The sequence below is a fragment of the Pseudoalteromonas sp. CO348 genome (assembly GCF_004208845.1).
Lineage (GTDB): Bacteria > Pseudomonadota > Gammaproteobacteria > Enterobacterales > Alteromonadaceae > Pseudoalteromonas > Pseudoalteromonas maricaloris.
In genome coordinates this window covers 263,034-279,841 of the sequence record NZ_SGPI01000021.1, presented here as the reverse complement: position 1 = coordinate 279,841, position 16,808 = coordinate 263,034, and the positions used below count along the sequence as shown (strand labels likewise).

Below are 16,808 nucleotides of genomic sequence, written 5' to 3'. Positions count from 1 at the left end.
TCACCTATATCAACTATTCCAAAATCAGTAAAAAGCATTATAACCATGTTAACTTTCAATACGTTGCAATGGATATTCCAACATATCTGGTTTATAGTTTGCATTTGGAATAGAGCTTGCTTCAAAGCCATAATAATAAAATGTCGTTTAACGGGTGTTAAACATTTGAGTAAAGGATCGGCATGCGCGGTTTAGCCTTATTTAGTATCTTTGTATTCGCACTGATTGCCACACCAGTATATACCCAAGAGGGGGTAGTGCTAAAAGGCCCTAAAGGGGTTGATTATGGGGCTCAAGGTCGGTCAATAGGGCCTATCAGACCCACGGATACATTGTGGCGTATAGCACAAAAAGTGCGACCAGATGACTCGGTCACCATTTATCAGGTGATGAAGGCGCTTTACGATAAAAATCCTAATTCATTTCTAGATAAAAACCTCAACCATATGCAGGATGGGGCGTATTTACGTATTCCTACCATCAATGAAATTCGCAGTGTAAACCCTGAGTTGGCAAAGCAAAAGTCGGATCAAGATGACAAACTTTGGGAAATGAAGCGTAAGGGATTATTGAATCCAAATGCAATAAACGAAGCTGAAAAAAAGGTTACACAAGCTCGTAAAGTCGATGTAGAAGAAGCTAAAGAAGACCTGACTAATCAACTGCGCTCTTTAAAGATGGAACAGGACATGCGCCTGATGGACTTACAAAAAGAGTTCAAATCCTCGGTGCGTAATGTTGAAGAAATCCTATCCGAAAACAATAAATTAAAACAGCAGCTCGGCGCTATTTCTACTGAACTTCAAACGGTTCGTACCCAACTTGGTAAAGACAGCGAAATCCAGCAACAGCTCAAGGCTGTTATTGACTTGCAAAATGAAATGATTGACCAGCAGGCGGCTCAGGCAAAAGCGCAAGAAAGTAGCGAGTTAAGCACATTCTTTAGCTCACCAGCTGGCATTGCATTACTTGCCACATTACCAGCGCTACTGGCAATTGCTGGATTAGTAATGTACCTACGCCGAAGAAACCAATCTCAAGCGTCGACAGATGACGATGATTTTCTTCCGCAAACACCATCGGTGGCTGCAGGTACTGCGGCGGCGGGAGCTGCAACCGCTGCGACTGCATTTGACCCTGAGCCAGACCCACTTGATATCGGAATGGGCGACGATGAAGACGCACTGGGCGCAAGCGTACAGTTAGATGACGATATCTTACCTGAAGACGATGAAATTACCTTTGACTCACTTGATGACGACTTCGATGAAGGAAGTGATACGTTAGACCAAGATGAATTAGATAGCTTACTAAATGAAGATATTTCGTTTGATGATGATCATGACGAAGACTTTATGCAACAGAGCTTTGACGAGGCTGGTGATGAAGTTTCGCTTGATGTTGATGATGGCCAAGATATTTTAAGTGACAGCGATCTTGATGATTTGTTCAATGAATCTCAAGATGAAGAAATTGATGTTAGCGATGATGCCCTTGCCGCCCTGAGCGAGGAACTCGCAGATGAGCAAGCGGATGCTGGTGCAAACGATGATGATATCGATTCAATTCTTGATGGTGCGCTAGATGAAGAGCCCGAATTTAGCGGCAATTTTGATAGTGAGAGCTTAGTCGATGCTGATGATATCGATGCGCTACTTGATGCCTCTCAAGATGCTGACGATGATGCATTGCCTGATTTTGAGGAACCAAGTACTGAGCTTGCGGGTGATGATATTGATGCCCTGTTAAATGAAGTGCAAGACGATGCGTTAGCTGAAATTGACGAAGAGTCAGATACGCTCGACGGTGATGATATCGATGCTTTATTGGATGAAGCGCAGGAAGATACGTTGCCAGAATTAGAAGAGTCCGACGATCTAGCTGGTGACGATATCGATGCTTTATTAGATGAAGCGCAAGAAGATACGTTGCCGGAATTAGAAGAAGAGCCTAGTGATCTAGCTGGTGACGATATTGATGCTTTATTAGATGAAGCACAGGAAGATACGTTGCCGGAATTAGAAGAAGAGTCCGATGATCTAGCTGGTGACGATATTGATGCTTTATTAGATGAAGCACAGGAAGATACGTTGCCGGAATTAGAAGAAGAGTCCGATGATCTAGCTGGTGACGATATCGATGCTTTATTGGATGAAGCACAGGAAGATACGTTGCCGGAATTAGAAGAAGAGTCCGACGATCTCGCTGGTGATGATATCGATGCTTTATTAGATGAAGCGCAAGAAGATACGTTGCCGGGATTAGAAGAAGAGCCTGATGATCTAGCTGGTGACGATATTGATGCTTTATTGGATGAAGCGCAAGAAGATGCGTTGCCGGAATTAGAAGCAGAGCCTAGTGATCTTGCTGGTGACGACATCGATGCTTTATTAGATGAAGCGCAAGAAGATACGTTGCCGGAATTAGAAGAAGAGTCCGATGATCTCGCTGGTGATGATATCGATGCTTTATTAGATGAAGCACAGGAAGATACAGTATCTGAGCTGGAAGAAGAATCTGATGAACTGGCCGAGGACGAACTCGATGCATTAGTTGACGAAACACCAGAAGATGTTTTGCCAGAGCTGGAAGAAGAATCTGATGAACTGGCAAATAACGAACTCGATGCATTAGTTGACGAAACACCAGAAGATGTTTTGCCAGAGCTGGAAGAAGAATCTGATGAACCGGCAAATAACGAACTCGATACATTAGTTGACGAAACATCAGAAGATGTTTTGCCAGAGCTGGAAGAAGAATCTGATGAACTGGCAAATGACGAACTCGATACATTAGTTGATGAAACACCAGAAGATGTTTTGCCAGAGCTGGAAGAAGAATCTGATGAACTGACCGATGACGATCTTGATGCATTACTAGACGAAGCACCAGAAGATGTTTTGCCAGAGCTGGAAGAAGAATCTGATGAACTGGCCGATGACGAACTCAATGCATTAGTTGACGAAACACCAGAAGATGTTTTGCCAGAGCTGGAAGAAGAATCTGATGAACTGGCAAATGACGATCTCGATGCATTACTAGACGAAGCGCCAGAAGATGGTTTTCCGGAGCTGGAAGAGGAACCTGACGAGCCTGAACTGGAGTCTAAACAGCCTTTAGCTGAGCCTGAGCAAACGGAGTCAGGACACTTGTCGGGTATGTTGGATGAAGAGGATGCTATTCCGGAATCATCTGAAGAACCGGTGGAAGATACATTACAGTCCGATCTAGCCAATGAAGCAGATTTTAGTGATGAAAATGTTCAAGCTGACGAAGACAGCGAATTTGAAGATCCTGATTTAAAAAGTGTTGATGAGCTATTACAGGAGCTTCAAGCCGAAGAACAGTTTGAGTTGGATGCTGAAATTGAAGACGACTTTTCGGATGAAGAAGTTGAAATTGAGCTGGGAGATGATCCACTTAATGACGAAGTGGATTTACTGGCAGAAGAAGAGTTTCTTGACGAAGAAGATCTGCAACCAAGCGCAGAGCTAGAGAGTTACCCTGAGCTGGAGCTCGGCGAAGAACTTGAAACTACTGACTCGCAAAGCGAAACCGAAAAAGCATTATCAGAAGCATTATCCAATGACGCTCAATTTGATATAGAGGACGGGCTTGATGACGATCTTCTCGACGATGAAATCTCTGGCTTTGATGAAGTTGATTTGCCTGAATTTAGTGCGGATTTCGACGAAAATACCTTGCTTGAAGACGAGCCTGAAGCGCCACTCGACGAAGCTGAAAGTGATGCGCTTGAGTCTGAACCTGAGCTTGAAATTGAAGACGAACTGCCAGAGTTAACTGCAGATTTCGATGAAGAGGCTTTGCTTGAAGACGAACCAGAAGCACTAGTCGAAGCGGCTGAAAGTGATACGCTTGAGTCTGAACCTGAGCTTGAAATTGAAGACGAACTGCCAGAGTTTACTGCAGATTTCGATGAAGAAACTTTGCTTGAAGATGAACCAGAAGCACCAGTCGAAACAGCTGAAAGTGATGCGCTTGAGTCTGAACCTGAGCTTGAAATTGAAGACGAACTGCCAGAGTTAACTGCAGATTTCGATGAAGAGGCTTTGCTTGAAGACGAACCAGAAGCACTAGTCGAAGCAGCTGAAAGTGATACGCTTGAGTCTGAACCTGAGCTTGAAATTGAAGACGAACTGCCAGAGTTTACTGCAGATTTCGATGAAGAAACTTTGCTTGAAGATGAACCAGAAGCACCAGTCGAAACAGCCGAAAGTGACGTGCTTGCCTCTGAACCTGAACTGGAAGTTGAAGACGAACTGCCAGAGTTAACTGCAGATTTCGATGAAGAGACTTTGCTTGAAGACGAACCAGAAGCACCGCTCGACGAAGCTGAAAGTGATGCGCTTGAGTCTGAACCCGAACTGGAAGTCGACGACGAACTGCCAGAGTTAAACGCAGATTTCGATGAAGAGACTTTGCTTGAAGATGAACCTGAAGCGCCAGTTGAAGCAGCAGAAAGTGACGTACTTGAGTCTGAACCTGAACTGGAAGTTGAAGACGAGCTGCCAGAATTAAACGCAGATTTCGATGAAGAGACTTTGCTTGAAGACGACTCTGAAGCGCAAGCGCCGCTCGACGAAATTGAAAGTGATACGCTTGAGTCTGAACCTGAGCTTGAAATCGAAGACGAGCTGCCAGAGTTTAATGCAGATTTCGATGAAGAGGCTTTACTTGAAGACGAACCTGAAGCGTCAGTCGAAGCAGCAGAAAGCGACACGTTTGAGTCTGAACCTGCACTTGAAATCGAAGACGAACTGCCAGAGTTAAATGCAGACTTTGATGAAGAGGCTCTGCTTGAAGACGAAGCTGAAGCAACGCTCGAAGAAGCTGCAAGTGATACGCTTGAGTCTGAACCTGAACTGGAAATCGAAGACGAGCTGCCAGAGTTAACCGCAGATTTTGACGAAGAAACTTTGCTTGAAGATGAGCCAGAGCTTGAAATTGAAGAGGCTCTGCCAGAATTAAACGATGAAGATGACTTGGAAACTCTACTTTCTGAGCCACAAACTGAATCTGAATTACCAGAGGTTAATGAAGCCGAAATTGAAAAAGAATTTATGGCTGACTTCACCCAAGCAGACTTCGATGATCTACTCAGCGAACTGGACGATCCCAGTGACTTTGATGCCGGAAATGCAGAAGATTTTGAAGTAGATTTCGATAGCTTGTTACAAGACGAATTGGTCGCAGGAGAAGCCCAAGCGCTACCAACGGACGCCGAAGGTTCAGAAGACTACTTAGAAATTGAAGATCTACTTGAACAAAGCGACGATCTTGATAGCGATGTTGAACCTTACGTTGGCGCAAATATGGACGTTGGGCTTGGCGATTTTGAAGAGCTGTTAGCGGGTGAGAATACCACGGATGTTGATTTAGAGGATGAAGGATTTGCCGCTAAATTAGATCTAGCAAAAGCTTACATCGAAATTCAAGATTATGATTCGGCTATATCAACGCTCAACGATGTTATTGAGAACGGCCCAGATTCGGTGCAAGCTGAGGCTAAGTCGCTTAAATCCGGTCTTACAGAGTCTTAATACTCACATCAACGATACCGACCAAACAAAGTAATTGCCTTGTTTGGCCGGTATCATCATCTACTTCTTAGCTTAAGCGCTTTAATTCACATCGCCAATCGCATAAAATGTCGTTTTTGTTATGGGTTGCGATAGAAAAAGTATGCGAGTAGCGTTAGGCATTGAATATAATGGTGCAAATTATAGTGGTTGGCAGAGGCAAAATCATGTCAGCAGTGTCCAAGAAGAAATAGAAAAAGCGCTATCGAATATCTGTAATCATCCCGTTGAGATAACTTGCGCAGGGCGCACTGATGCGGGGGTTCATGCAACGGGTCAACTCGTGCATTTTGACACGGATTCTGCTCGCGATATGAGCGCTTTTACATTAGGAATGAACTCTCAGCTTCCCGACGACATTGCGGTACGATTTGCTAAAGAAGTCGACCCTGAGTTTCATGCTCGTTTTTCTGCGACAGCTCGTCGATACCGCTACGTTATTTATAATCACACCTACAGGCCGGGCATTTTACGCAGTGGCGTAACGCATTTTCACCACGAGCTTGATGTTGAAAGAATGAAAGCTGCATGCCCTGTGATGATAGGGGAGCAAGATTTCACTTCTTTTAGGGCGGTACATTGCCAGTCTAATACGCCGTTTCGTAATATCCATCACTTAGAGGTGAAACGCATTGGCAAATATATCGTCATTGATATTAAAGCGAACGCGTTTTTGCATCATATGGTGCGCAATATTACAGGTTGTTTACTTGATATTGGTGTCGGCAAGCAAGAGCCTGAGTGGATGGCGGAGCTGCTTGTTGCCAAAGACCGCACCTTAGCAAGTGCTACGGCAAAGCCTAACGGATTGTATTTAGTTGATGTGGACTACCCTGAACAATGGCAAATAGAAAAGATGCCGCTTGGGCCTTTATTCTTGCCTGAGGAATTAGTGTAACGGTCATATTTATGTAGTACCTTATACTCTTAAGACCAGTTTTTTATATCACCTATAGCTAAATCATGATTTAATTGGGAAAAGATGTCTGTCTTTGCTGACGGAACAGAATAAAGCACGATAGAGAGTTGCAAATGAGTTGGTTAGAAAAGATCTTACCTAAAACCACTAAATCTTCTGGTAAAAAAGAGATCCCAGAAGGGGTTTGGGCGAAGTGTACAGATTGTGATTCAATCCTATACAAAGCGGAATTAGAAAAGTCTTTAAACGTATGTCCTAAGTGTGATCATCACATGCGTATTACGGCACGTAAACGTCTTGAAAGTTTCTTAGATGATGCAGATCGTCAAGAGCTTGGCACAGAGCATGAGCCACAAGACGTATTAAAGTTTAAAGACTCTAAAAAATACTCGGATCGTATCGTTCAAGCACAAAAGGCAAGCGGTGAGAAAGACGCTTTAGTTGCAATGAAAGGCCGCGTAAAGGGTATTCCTGTTGCTGCTGTTGCTTTTGAATTTTCCTTTATGGGTGGTTCAATGGCGTCAGTTGTTGGTGCGAGATTTGTTGATGCAGTTAACGTTTGTTTAGAACATAACATGCCATTAATCTGTTTCTCTGCATCTGGTGGTGCTCGTATGCAAGAAGCACTTATGTCATTGATGCAAATGGCAAAAACAAGTGCTGCATTGGCAAAAATGAGTGACAAAGGCTTGCCGTTTATCTCTGTATTGACCGATCCAACAATGGGTGGTGTTTCAGCATCATTGGCGATGCTTGGTGATATCAATGTGGCAGAGCCAAAAGCACTTATCGGTTTTGCGGGTCCACGTGTTATCGAACAAACGGTACGTGAAACTCTACCTGATGGTTTCCAGCGCAGTGAGTTCTTATTAGAGCACGGTGCGATTGACATGATCGTCGACCGTCGTGAAATGCGCGATACGTTAGCGCGTATTTTGGCGAAGTTTATGGACTTGCCTTCCACTGAACAAGAGCATAGAGTAGCGTAAATTTTTCAAATTGAGCTACTCAACTTATGACGGTTAAACAGCCTAGCCAATCATCAAGCCTTGATGATTGGCTTTGTTATTTAGAAGCAATTCATCCAGCCACCATTGAAATGGGACTTGAGCGTGTAGCGCAAGTTGCCGAGCAAGCCGGATTACTTGAGCCTTTCAGCAAAATTATTCTAATTGGTGGAACCAATGGTAAAGGCACAACAGCCAGGTGCTTGGAATCGTTGTTGCTCGCACAAGGGTTGTCGGTTGGTACCTACGCTTCACCACACTTAGTACGCTACAATGAGCGTGTCCGAGTGAATGGGGCAGAGCTTGAAGACCAGTATCATATCGATGCATTTAAATTCCTCGACGACACCCGCAAAGACACTCAGCTAACTTATTTTGAGTTTGGTACGCTTGGTGCGCTCAGTATTTTCAAGCGCTGTAAGGTTGATTATATTTTGCTTGAAGTTGGTTTAGGCGGGCGGTTTGATGCGACAAATATAGTCTCGCCATTTGCCTCTGTTATCACGACTGTCGACTTAGATCATAAAGAGTATCTGGGTGATACTAGAGAACTGGTAGGCTATGACAAAGCTGGCATTTTCCGCAGTGGTAAGCCTGCAATCGTTGGTGATTTAAATATTCCACATACGGTTACGGACTATGGCGACGAAATTGCCGCAGATATGGTGTTATCAAAGCGCGATTTTTATTTTACCCCGCTAGATTCTCAGTTTAGATGGCAATATCTTGATTTTGATTGGCACTTCGACAAACCAGCCATTCCAGCACAAAATGCTGCGACAGCGTTAACGGTATTAGCTAAACTTGAGTTGCTACCTAGCTATGATGCCGTGAAGACTTGTTTGGCAAATTTGCAAGTAGAGGGTCGCTTTCAGCAACTCAATGCCACGCCGTTAGTGTATACAGATGTTGCTCATAATCCAGAGTCTGCAAGATATTTGGCAACTAAGTTACAAGAACTCAAGCAAAAAGGGTTTAAAATTCATGCCTTAGTCGCTATGCTTGCGGATAAAGACAAAGCCAGTGTGCTGAAAGAAGTCACCCAATATGTAGATAGCTGGTGCTTAGCTTCGCTTTCTGGACCTCGTGGAGAGCGTGCGGAAAACCTTAAGCCATTGCTTGACTCAAGTTGCAATGTCACCTTATTCGATAGCGTTACAGCAGCACTTGATACTCAGCTCGATACACTTGCGAGCGAGCAGGTACTAGTGATATTTGGTTCGTTCTTTACCGTTGCTGAGGCAATGGAGTACTGGCGAAAATAGTTATAGATGATTTAATGTAAAGTAGAGAGTAAAGTTGTGAACTCAGTATTTATAAATCGCCTTGTTGGAACAAGTATCGTCGTCGTAGCTGCGGTGATCTTTATTCCAAATATCCTTGATGGTGAAAAGGTCCACTACAAGGAAGGGTTTCAAGCGATCCCTGAAAGACCTGAGTTCAAAACAATTGATCTGCAAGAAAAAGTGGATGCGCAAGCCAAGCTTGCGCCTGAGTTGCCCTCTGAGCCGCTGGAAGATATTGACGCCGATGATGCTAAGCTAGAAGGCACAGAAGAGACAACGCTAGCCAATACGCAGCAATCAGATACGTCACCTACACACGTTGAGGCGAAACCCGTCGCAACGACCGACAAAGTTGAGGTGGCGAAATTAACGCGTCCTGAGACTGCTAACTTTTCAAAAATGGCCTATGTCATTCAGCTTGGTAGCTTTTCGCATAAGTCGAACGTCGATGCACTGACGAAGAAGCTTGCAGATAATGGCTTTAAAACTTTTACTAAACCCGTTAAAACGCCCAATGGTACACTGACAAAAGTGTTTGTCGGACCAGCTTTAAATAAAGCTGAACTTGAAGCTAAGTTACCAGAATTAAAGAAATTAACTAAGTTAAATGGTCGTTTGACACAATTTGAAGTGACAAAATGATCTGGCATTTAGATGCCAAACCTTTTAGAATGCGCCCCACATTAACGACTTATTGGTTACTATGATCTGGGTTGATTACGCCATTCTTGGTATTGTTGGTTTATCGACTATCTTTGGCTTGCTTCGAGGCTTTGTCAAAGAAGCGATGTCACTTGTCGTATGGATCGGCGCTTTTTTCATCTCTAGTATTTTTTACCAATATCTCGCAACCTTCCTAACATTCATTTCAGAACCCCTTTTAAGAAATGCAGCCGCAATTGCCATACTCTTTTTTGCGACCTTGATGTTAGGTGGGCTTGTTAATTATGTCTTGAGTGAACTGGTTCAAAGAACTGGGCTCTCAGGCACCGATAGGATCTTTGGGATTGTATTCGGTGGACTTCGAGGTGTGTTGGTCGTTAGCGCCTTACTCTTTTTCCTTGATGCGTTTACCAGTGCACCAGACACGCAGTGGTGGAAAACATCAAACTTAATTCCTGAATTTGGCTTTGTGATAGAGTGGTTTTTCTCCTATCTTGAACATAACTCGAGCTTTTTAGATTCAGTAAACCGTTAATCGGCGAGGAAATTTTTAATGTGTGGTATCGTTGGGATAGTCGGAACGTCTCCTGTTAATCAGGCGATTTATGACGGCTTAACTGTTTTGCAACACCGCGGCCAAGATGCGGCTGGCATTATTACCATTGACAACAATACGTTTAGCTTACGAAAAGCAAACGGTCTAGTGAAAGACGTATTTCATACAAGACACATGAAACGCCTACAGGGCAACATTGGTCTTGGTCATGTACGTTATCCTACTGCTGGTTCTTCAAGCTCAGCAGAAGCTCAACCTTTCTACGTAAACTCTCCATTTGGTATTGCCCTTGCGCACAACGGCAACTTAACCAATGCAGAAAAATTAAAAGAGCGTTTGTTTACTCAAGCGCGTCGCCACGTTAATACTACGTCTGATTCAGAGATCTTGCTGAATATCTTAGCTCACGAGCTTGGCAAAACAGACAAGATGAAATTAGACGCGGAAGATATGTTTACGGCAGTAACTGAGGTTGTGTCTATTGTTTCTGGTGGTTACGCGAGTATAGCGATGATCATCGGCCATGGTATTTTGGCATTTAGAGACCCTCACGGTATTCGTCCGCTTGTTTTCGGTAAGAAAGAAACTGAGCGTGGCATGGAATACATGTTCGCTTCAGAGAGTGTTGCATTGGCAACGGATGGCTTTGAGTTTGTGCGAGATGTTGCACCAGGTGAAGCTATTTACGTAACCGAAAAAGGTGAGTTTTTCTCTCAGATCTGCGCTGCTAAAACGACGCTTGCACCTTGTATCTTCGAGTTTGTATATTTTGCTCGTCCAGATTCAAACATTGATAAAATGTCTGTTTATGCGACTCGCGTGAATATGGGTACCAAGCTCGGTGAGAAAATCGCAACTGAGTGGGGCGATAAAGATATCGACGTGGTTATCCCAATCCCTGAAACATCATGTGATATCGCACTTGAAATTGCTTCCGTGCTAGGACTTCCTTATCGTCAAGGGTTTGTTAAGAACCGCTACATTGGCCGTACTTTTATTATGCCGGGCCAAGAGCTGCGTAAGAAGTCTGTACGTCGTAAACTTAATGCAATTGACAGAGAGTTTGCTGGTAAAAACGTGCTACTTGTCGATGATTCGATTGTGCGAGGCACTACATCAGCGCAAATCGTTGAGATGGCGCGTGAAGCGGGTGCGAAGAACGTGTACTTTGCATCAGCAGCACCAGAGGTAAGATTCCCGAACGTATATGGCATCGATATGCCTTCTGCATCAGAGCTAATCGCTCATGGTCGTGAAGTGGAAGATATCAATGCGAGTATTGGCTCGGACGGTTTGATCTACCAATCCCTAAGCGACTTGATTGCAGCCGTTGGTCAAGAAAACCCAGAGATCGCTCGCTTTGAGACTTCGGTATTTGATGGTCAATACATCACAGGTGATGTTGATCAAAACTACCTCAATCACATTGATGAACTGCGCAATGATTCGGCAAAGTCTAATCGTGAAGCTGCGATGTCTGCAAGCCTTGAGCTACATAATCAAGAAGCGGAAAGCGCCGAAAGCGATTAAACTATTTGATGATGTGCATAAGCATTAAGATAAAAAACCCAAGTTTAACTTGGGTTTTTTATTTAATTTTAACCCGGGCAACAGCCTAAAATTGATAGACTAGGCCAACATAAGCGAGGTCACTGGTGTCTCTGTCTAGCAAAGGACTATTGGCAATTACATCATCGAGCTTAGTTCGTGTTATCCCACCAACCAAACTGAGTTGTGTTTTTAACTGATAATGTGCGGTAAACCCTGCCGAATAATTCACGGCGTCATCAGCAGTTAAATAGCCCACTCGACCACGGCTTATATCGATGTTTTTCCCGCTCACCCCGTAAATATAATTGACGTAATCTGATTGCTGCCACTCTACGTTACCTACTGCCGAGATTTTAAATCCTCGGCCATCGTTGTACAGTGGGATTGATACCGAAAAAGTAGCCGTGGTTGAATCTGAATTATCGGAAATATCACTGTGACCAGCGAGCGTAAACCACAGATAGGTGACGCCATAGTTAACGGTAACATCGCCATCCGGTGCGTCATATCCTTCAAAAACCTCGTCCTCAGATTTCGCATCTCTGAACACGCCGTCATAGCCGTCTTGACGATAGCCCAATCCGGAGTAGACAGATAAATCTTCGGTAATAGGAAAGCGATAGCCAATTAAGCTGTCTTTGTTGATAAACCAGTTTCCTTTTTGGATATCGATAATAGGAATTGAGATCAGCTCACTTTCAATGCCTTTCCACGGCAAATCTGCAGCGGCAGCTCCTCCTCCTAGACGAACTTGCCATTCGTCAGATGACGTTTCAATGGCGTGGCTACAAGAAGCAAAAGCGAGAGTGAAGATGGCAGCAGACGTAAGAGCTGACTTGATGAGATACATACAGAATTCCTTTCGTAAGTTAAAGATTGTGAGAATTTAGAATGTAAGAAGTTTGTTACAAGACTTGGGAAAGTGCTGTTAGAAAGTGTAATAAATTGTCGGGAAGCGTTGCCTGGTGTGTTAGGAGCTATGTGCCACACTTCCTATCTATTCGCTATTCCATGGTTGTTTGCATAGAAAGTAGCGAATAGAAGAGTGTGAACATAAAGGTCAGCTGGATTGTGTGGGCTCGGAATCAGAAAGCAATAAAGTGAGTCCATCAACCAGCTCAAATAGTTCAGGTTCGATATCACTGAGTGGTTTTTCTTGTTTTAATCCGGTTTCAATGGTTTCAGCCAATTTCTTCAGGGTTGGTACGCCAGTGTAACAACATGCCCCGTGAAACTTATGCACTACTTTGAGCAGCGTTGGGAGATCCTCTGCGTCTTGCGCAGACTCCAACTGCTGCAACGTTTCGGGTACGCTAGAAAGCAGCATGTTGAGCATCTCCAATGCTAAATCAGGTTTATTACCCGCTCGCTGTAACGCTAACCCCCAATCTAACATTTGGCTATTAAATGGCGGCACACTGTGCTGATGACTCTCGATATTTTTTTGTCTCGCGACTGGTGAAGATGCGCTATGGTCGCAAATAATTTGCTTGAGCATATCTTCATCTATGGGTTTAGTCATATAGTTACTAAAGCCATCTTTAAGCAGTTGCTCTTTTTCGCCAGCAAGTGCATGTGCGGTGACGGCGATAATAGGGGTATCCTCATTTAAGGACGAATCTCTTATGCTTCTACAGGCGCTTATACCATCCATTATGGGCATTTGAATATCCATAAATATCAGGTCGTATTTCCTTGATTTACATAAACTGACTGCTTGAGCACCATTGTGTGCGGTATCTATTGCCTCAACCTGTTCATCTAACAAAGTACAGATCAACTTTAAGTTAGCGTCGTTATCGTCCGCAACAAGCACTTTTAGTGGTAAACTTGTGGCTTCTATTTCGTTGGCACTCATGTCTGGGTGGTCTAAACGATAAGGGGCTGCAAGCATTTCGCATAACTTTCTGTGATTAAGTGGTTTGCTTAAACAAGCGTCAGCACCACTGCCAATAAGCGCCTCACGCATATTATGAGACACGGTATTAACCATCAAGTATAAGTAGTCTGCGGAGCCGCGAGCTTGCTTGATGTAACTCTTAACCGTCTGCATTTGATCGACGCTTGCCATAGAGCCGATTAGACAGATATCGTAATTAAAATCCTGCGCCAAGGCTGAATCAAACTCTTCTTCGGTGAGGCAACGAGTCACTTGCATATCCCATGCCTGTAGCTGGGCCATTACAGCGTAATGAGTATGCTCTTGCGGTTCGAAGTAAAGCACGCGCTTATTTTCCAGCGGCTTGCTTGGCAAATCGTCGTTGTAGAGACGATTTGGCAGGGCAAAGACGGCATTAAATGAGAAACAGGTACCATTTCCAGGTGCCGAGTTCAGAGTGATACGGCCATTCATCGCTTCAACAATATGCTTAGTGATGATAAGACCCAGACCTGTGCCGCCAAATTTACGGGTGATACTGGTATCGGCTTGAGCAAACGGCGTAAATAGCGCGTCTTGCTTATCCTGCGCAATACCGACCCCAGTATCGCTGACAGACACTAACAATGAGGATTGAGATTCATCCATCAAGCGATGGTTAATATCCACTTTGACTGAGCCTTTTTCCGTGAACTTGATGGCATTACTAATTAGATTGGTCAATACCTGTTTAAATCGTGTTGGGTCGCCAATTAAGTTGTCCGGCACCTGGCGATTAACAGAAATCGAAAACTCTAGCTGCTTGTCGTGGGCACTTGGCGCTAATAAGGTCATGACTTCATTAACTGCGTCGCGTAATTCAAACTGGATATTCTCCAGCTCCATAGCACCGGCTTCTAGTTTTGAGAAATCCAAGATGTCACTAATGATGGTAAGCAGGCTATTTGCGGATAGCTCTATGGTATCTAAATAATCTTTTTGGTGCTTATTTAATGGTGTTTTATAAAGTTGACGAGTAAAGCCAATGACCCCATTGAGCGGCGTTCTAAGTTCGTGACTCATCTTAGCCAAGAAATCCGATTTTACGCGGTTAGCGTCTTGTGCTTCTTTTTTGGCAATATTGAGCTGAATATTCTGCGTTTCATACTGCTCTAGGGTTTCGCGATAATCACTAGTTGCCTGATCAATGTGCTTTTGCATTTCGTCTTTTTGATTGGCCATCTTTCTGCCAATAACAATCAAGCCTTGGCGCAACAGCTCAAATTCACCCCGCATCGGCTCATTGATAGCGATGTCTTGTTTACCTTCGTTGAGTTTGTCGGTGGCTAAAATCAAACTGGCAATCGGCTTGGTCAGCATACGTGATAATCGCATGGCCAACATAACACTAAGTAAAAAGGAGAAAATAATAACAATAGCACTCAAGATCAGCGCGCGCTGCTGCGATATTAACGCTTGGTCTTTACTGATCTCTACAACTAAAACCGCGAGCGTAGCTGGCTCAGCACTATGCCAATCGGTTTTTTTGGCTAAATGGTTTTTAACTGGTGAATAAAACACAAAGGTATTTTTTAGTGTAGTAACTTCGGTGGTTTGTAGCTTTTGCACTTCACCAAAATAATGTAATTTGTCGAATTCACTATGATAATTACTGGTAAGAATAAGCTGATTTTGGTTATCAAACAGCGCGATACTTTTTACCAGTGGTGCGTGTTTATTGTGTGCTTGGCTTAAAATGCGGTGTAAATGCGCTTTATCTTGTTTTTCTATTGGGTATTCTACTGACATGGCCAGAGAATCTGCAATGCGATTTCCCTGACTTATCAGAATTTCCTCAAGCTCTACGTAGCGATTTATAGTAAAATAACCACCAAGTAGCAAGCCAACCAAAAGGGTTGGCAAAAGAGTGAGTAGTAAAATACTGTCACGCAGGTTTAATTTTGTCATAGGGTCAAAAAAGTGCAGAGAAATCTGTAACTAAGATTATCTTTTACCGACGTGATAAGCAAACAAATGAGGAACCCAATGGCACAGATTTTTCGTGCTAAGAAAGCTGCTAAGCCGTCAAAGCAAATAGAATTAAACATAGAATCAATGGATCATCAGGGGCGAGGTGTTGCTCGTCATGAAGGTAAGGTCTGTTTTGTGGCTGGTGCCTTGACTGGTGAGCGAGTGAGAGCACAGGTTGTACAGGCCAAGTCTAAACTGTTGGAAGCGAAGATGACCAAAGTACTTAATGCCTCTAATGAGCGTGTTAAGCCGTTTTGCCCGCATTACCAGCAGTGTGGTGGCTGTAGCTTGCAGCATCAAAGTGTTGATGGTCAGCTCAATGAAAAGCAACATGCAGTTGAAAAACTTTTTGCGCGTTTTGCCAACATTAAACACTTACCTTGGCAAGCACCGATCACCTCTATGCCGCTTCATTATCGTCGTGCAGCTCGTTTGGCATGTATTTATGATAAACAAAGCAAAAGCATGAAGTTAGGCTTTAGAGCAAGTCAGTCGAAGCAGATTATCGAAATAGCGCAGTGTGATGTATTGGTGTCGCCTTTTGATCGTATTGTTAACACGTTAAGTGCGCTTGCACAGTCGCTAAGTGAGTTTAGGCTGATCAGTCATATTCAGCTTTGTCAGGCCGACAATCATAATTATGTGTTGTGTCGTCATACAAAGCCACTGTCCGCTTCGACTCGCGAAACATTACAGAACGCGCTGGAAAATTGTCAGGTCCTGTTTGACGATGGCGAGACGCCAGTTGTGTACTCTCAGTTGCCATTCTATCACCTTAATGAATTTGGCTTAACACTTGAGTTTAAATTGAACAACTTTATTCAAGTAAATCAATCTGTAAACGAAGCAATGCTGCGCCAAGCCACAGACTGGCTACAGCTGAGTAACGATGAAAGCGTGCTCGACCTTTTCTGTGGGGTGGGGAATTTCTCTTTGGTGCTCGCAAAACAAGCAAAAAATGTGATTGGTGTAGAAGGTGAAGCGCAATCGGTTGCAATGGCTCAGCAAAATGCGCAAACTAATCAAATCAGCAATGTTCAGTTTCACTGTTTTGATCTAACTCAGTCGATTACAGAAGCTGCTTGGTTCGACGCAAATCTGGATGTGTTGGTACTTGACCCGTCAAGGCCTGGTGCACTTGAGGTTCTACAGCAATTACCGTTGACGCAGTTTACCCGTATTTTATACGTGTCATGTGATCCTGTGACACTGGCGCGCGATGCTTTGGTAATAGCACAGGCAGGCTTTGAATTAGAGAAGCTTGGCTTAATGAATATGTTTGTCCACACGGGACATATCGAAACCATGGCGCTGTTTAAAAAACAGTGTAAATAACC

The 16,808-nt window shown here is 43.7% G+C and carries 10 protein-coding genes; 8 read left to right on the top strand and 2 right to left on the bottom strand.

The window, feature by feature from the left end:
- Positions 1-182: 182 nt before the first annotated feature.
- The 7 genes from EXT48_RS11480 (at position 183) to purF (ending at position 11,561) form a co-directional block, all read left to right on the top strand.
- Positions 183-5,561: a FimV/HubP family polar landmark protein gene (locus EXT48_RS11480; RefSeq protein WP_130164516.1), complete on the top strand. Its 5,379-nt coding sequence runs from the start codon at positions 183-185 to the stop codon at positions 5,559-5,561.
- 142 nt (positions 5,562-5,703) lie between these two features.
- Positions 5,704-6,498 (top strand): tRNA pseudouridine(38-40) synthase TruA, encoded by a 795-nt coding sequence (truA, locus tag EXT48_RS11475; protein ID WP_017218112.1) that lies wholly within the window; start codon positions 5,704-5,706, stop codon positions 6,496-6,498.
- A gap of 134 nt (positions 6,499-6,632) precedes the next feature.
- Complete coding sequence (gene accD / locus EXT48_RS11470) at positions 6,633-7,508, top strand: acetyl-CoA carboxylase, carboxyltransferase subunit beta (RefSeq protein WP_017218111.1); 876 nt, start codon at positions 6,633-6,635, stop codon at positions 7,506-7,508.
- A gap of 26 nt (positions 7,509-7,534) precedes the next feature.
- Entirely contained in the window at positions 7,535-8,791 is a 1,257-nt protein-coding gene (gene folC / locus EXT48_RS11465) for a bifunctional tetrahydrofolate synthase/dihydrofolate synthase (protein ID WP_130164515.1), read from the top strand.
- Between the two features lie 36 nt (positions 8,792-8,827).
- On the top strand, positions 8,828-9,454 hold the full coding sequence (locus EXT48_RS11460) for an SPOR domain-containing protein (RefSeq protein WP_039492635.1): 627 nt from the start codon (positions 8,828-8,830) through the stop codon (positions 9,452-9,454).
- 61 nt (positions 9,455-9,515) lie between these two features.
- Positions 9,516-10,010 (top strand): CvpA family protein, encoded by a 495-nt coding sequence (locus EXT48_RS11455; protein ID WP_010369359.1) that lies wholly within the window; start codon positions 9,516-9,518, stop codon positions 10,008-10,010.
- A gap of 18 nt (positions 10,011-10,028) precedes the next feature.
- On the top strand, positions 10,029-11,561 hold the full coding sequence (purF, locus tag EXT48_RS11450) for an amidophosphoribosyltransferase (RefSeq protein WP_010369357.1): 1,533 nt from the start codon (positions 10,029-10,031) through the stop codon (positions 11,559-11,561).
- Positions 11,562-11,646: 85 nt separating this feature from the next.
- Here the strand turns inward: purF and EXT48_RS11445 are convergent, their stop codons facing one another.
- Together EXT48_RS11445 and barA are read right to left on the bottom strand one after the other, a co-directional pair.
- Complete coding sequence (locus EXT48_RS11445) at positions 11,647-12,432, bottom strand: MipA/OmpV family protein (RefSeq protein ID WP_130126609.1); 786 nt, start codon at positions 12,430-12,432, stop codon at positions 11,647-11,649.
- 210 nt (positions 12,433-12,642) lie between these two features.
- On the bottom strand, positions 12,643-15,408 hold the full coding sequence (gene barA / locus EXT48_RS11440) for a two-component sensor histidine kinase BarA (RefSeq protein ID WP_130164514.1): 2,766 nt from the start codon (positions 15,406-15,408) through the stop codon (positions 12,643-12,645).
- Positions 15,409-15,486: 78 nt separating this feature from the next.
- Between barA and rlmD the strand changes: the two genes are divergently transcribed.
- Entirely contained in the window at positions 15,487-16,806 is a 1,320-nt protein-coding gene (gene rlmD / locus EXT48_RS11435) for a 23S rRNA (uracil(1939)-C(5))-methyltransferase RlmD (RefSeq protein WP_130164513.1), read from the top strand.
- Positions 16,807-16,808 lie beyond the last annotated feature (2 nt).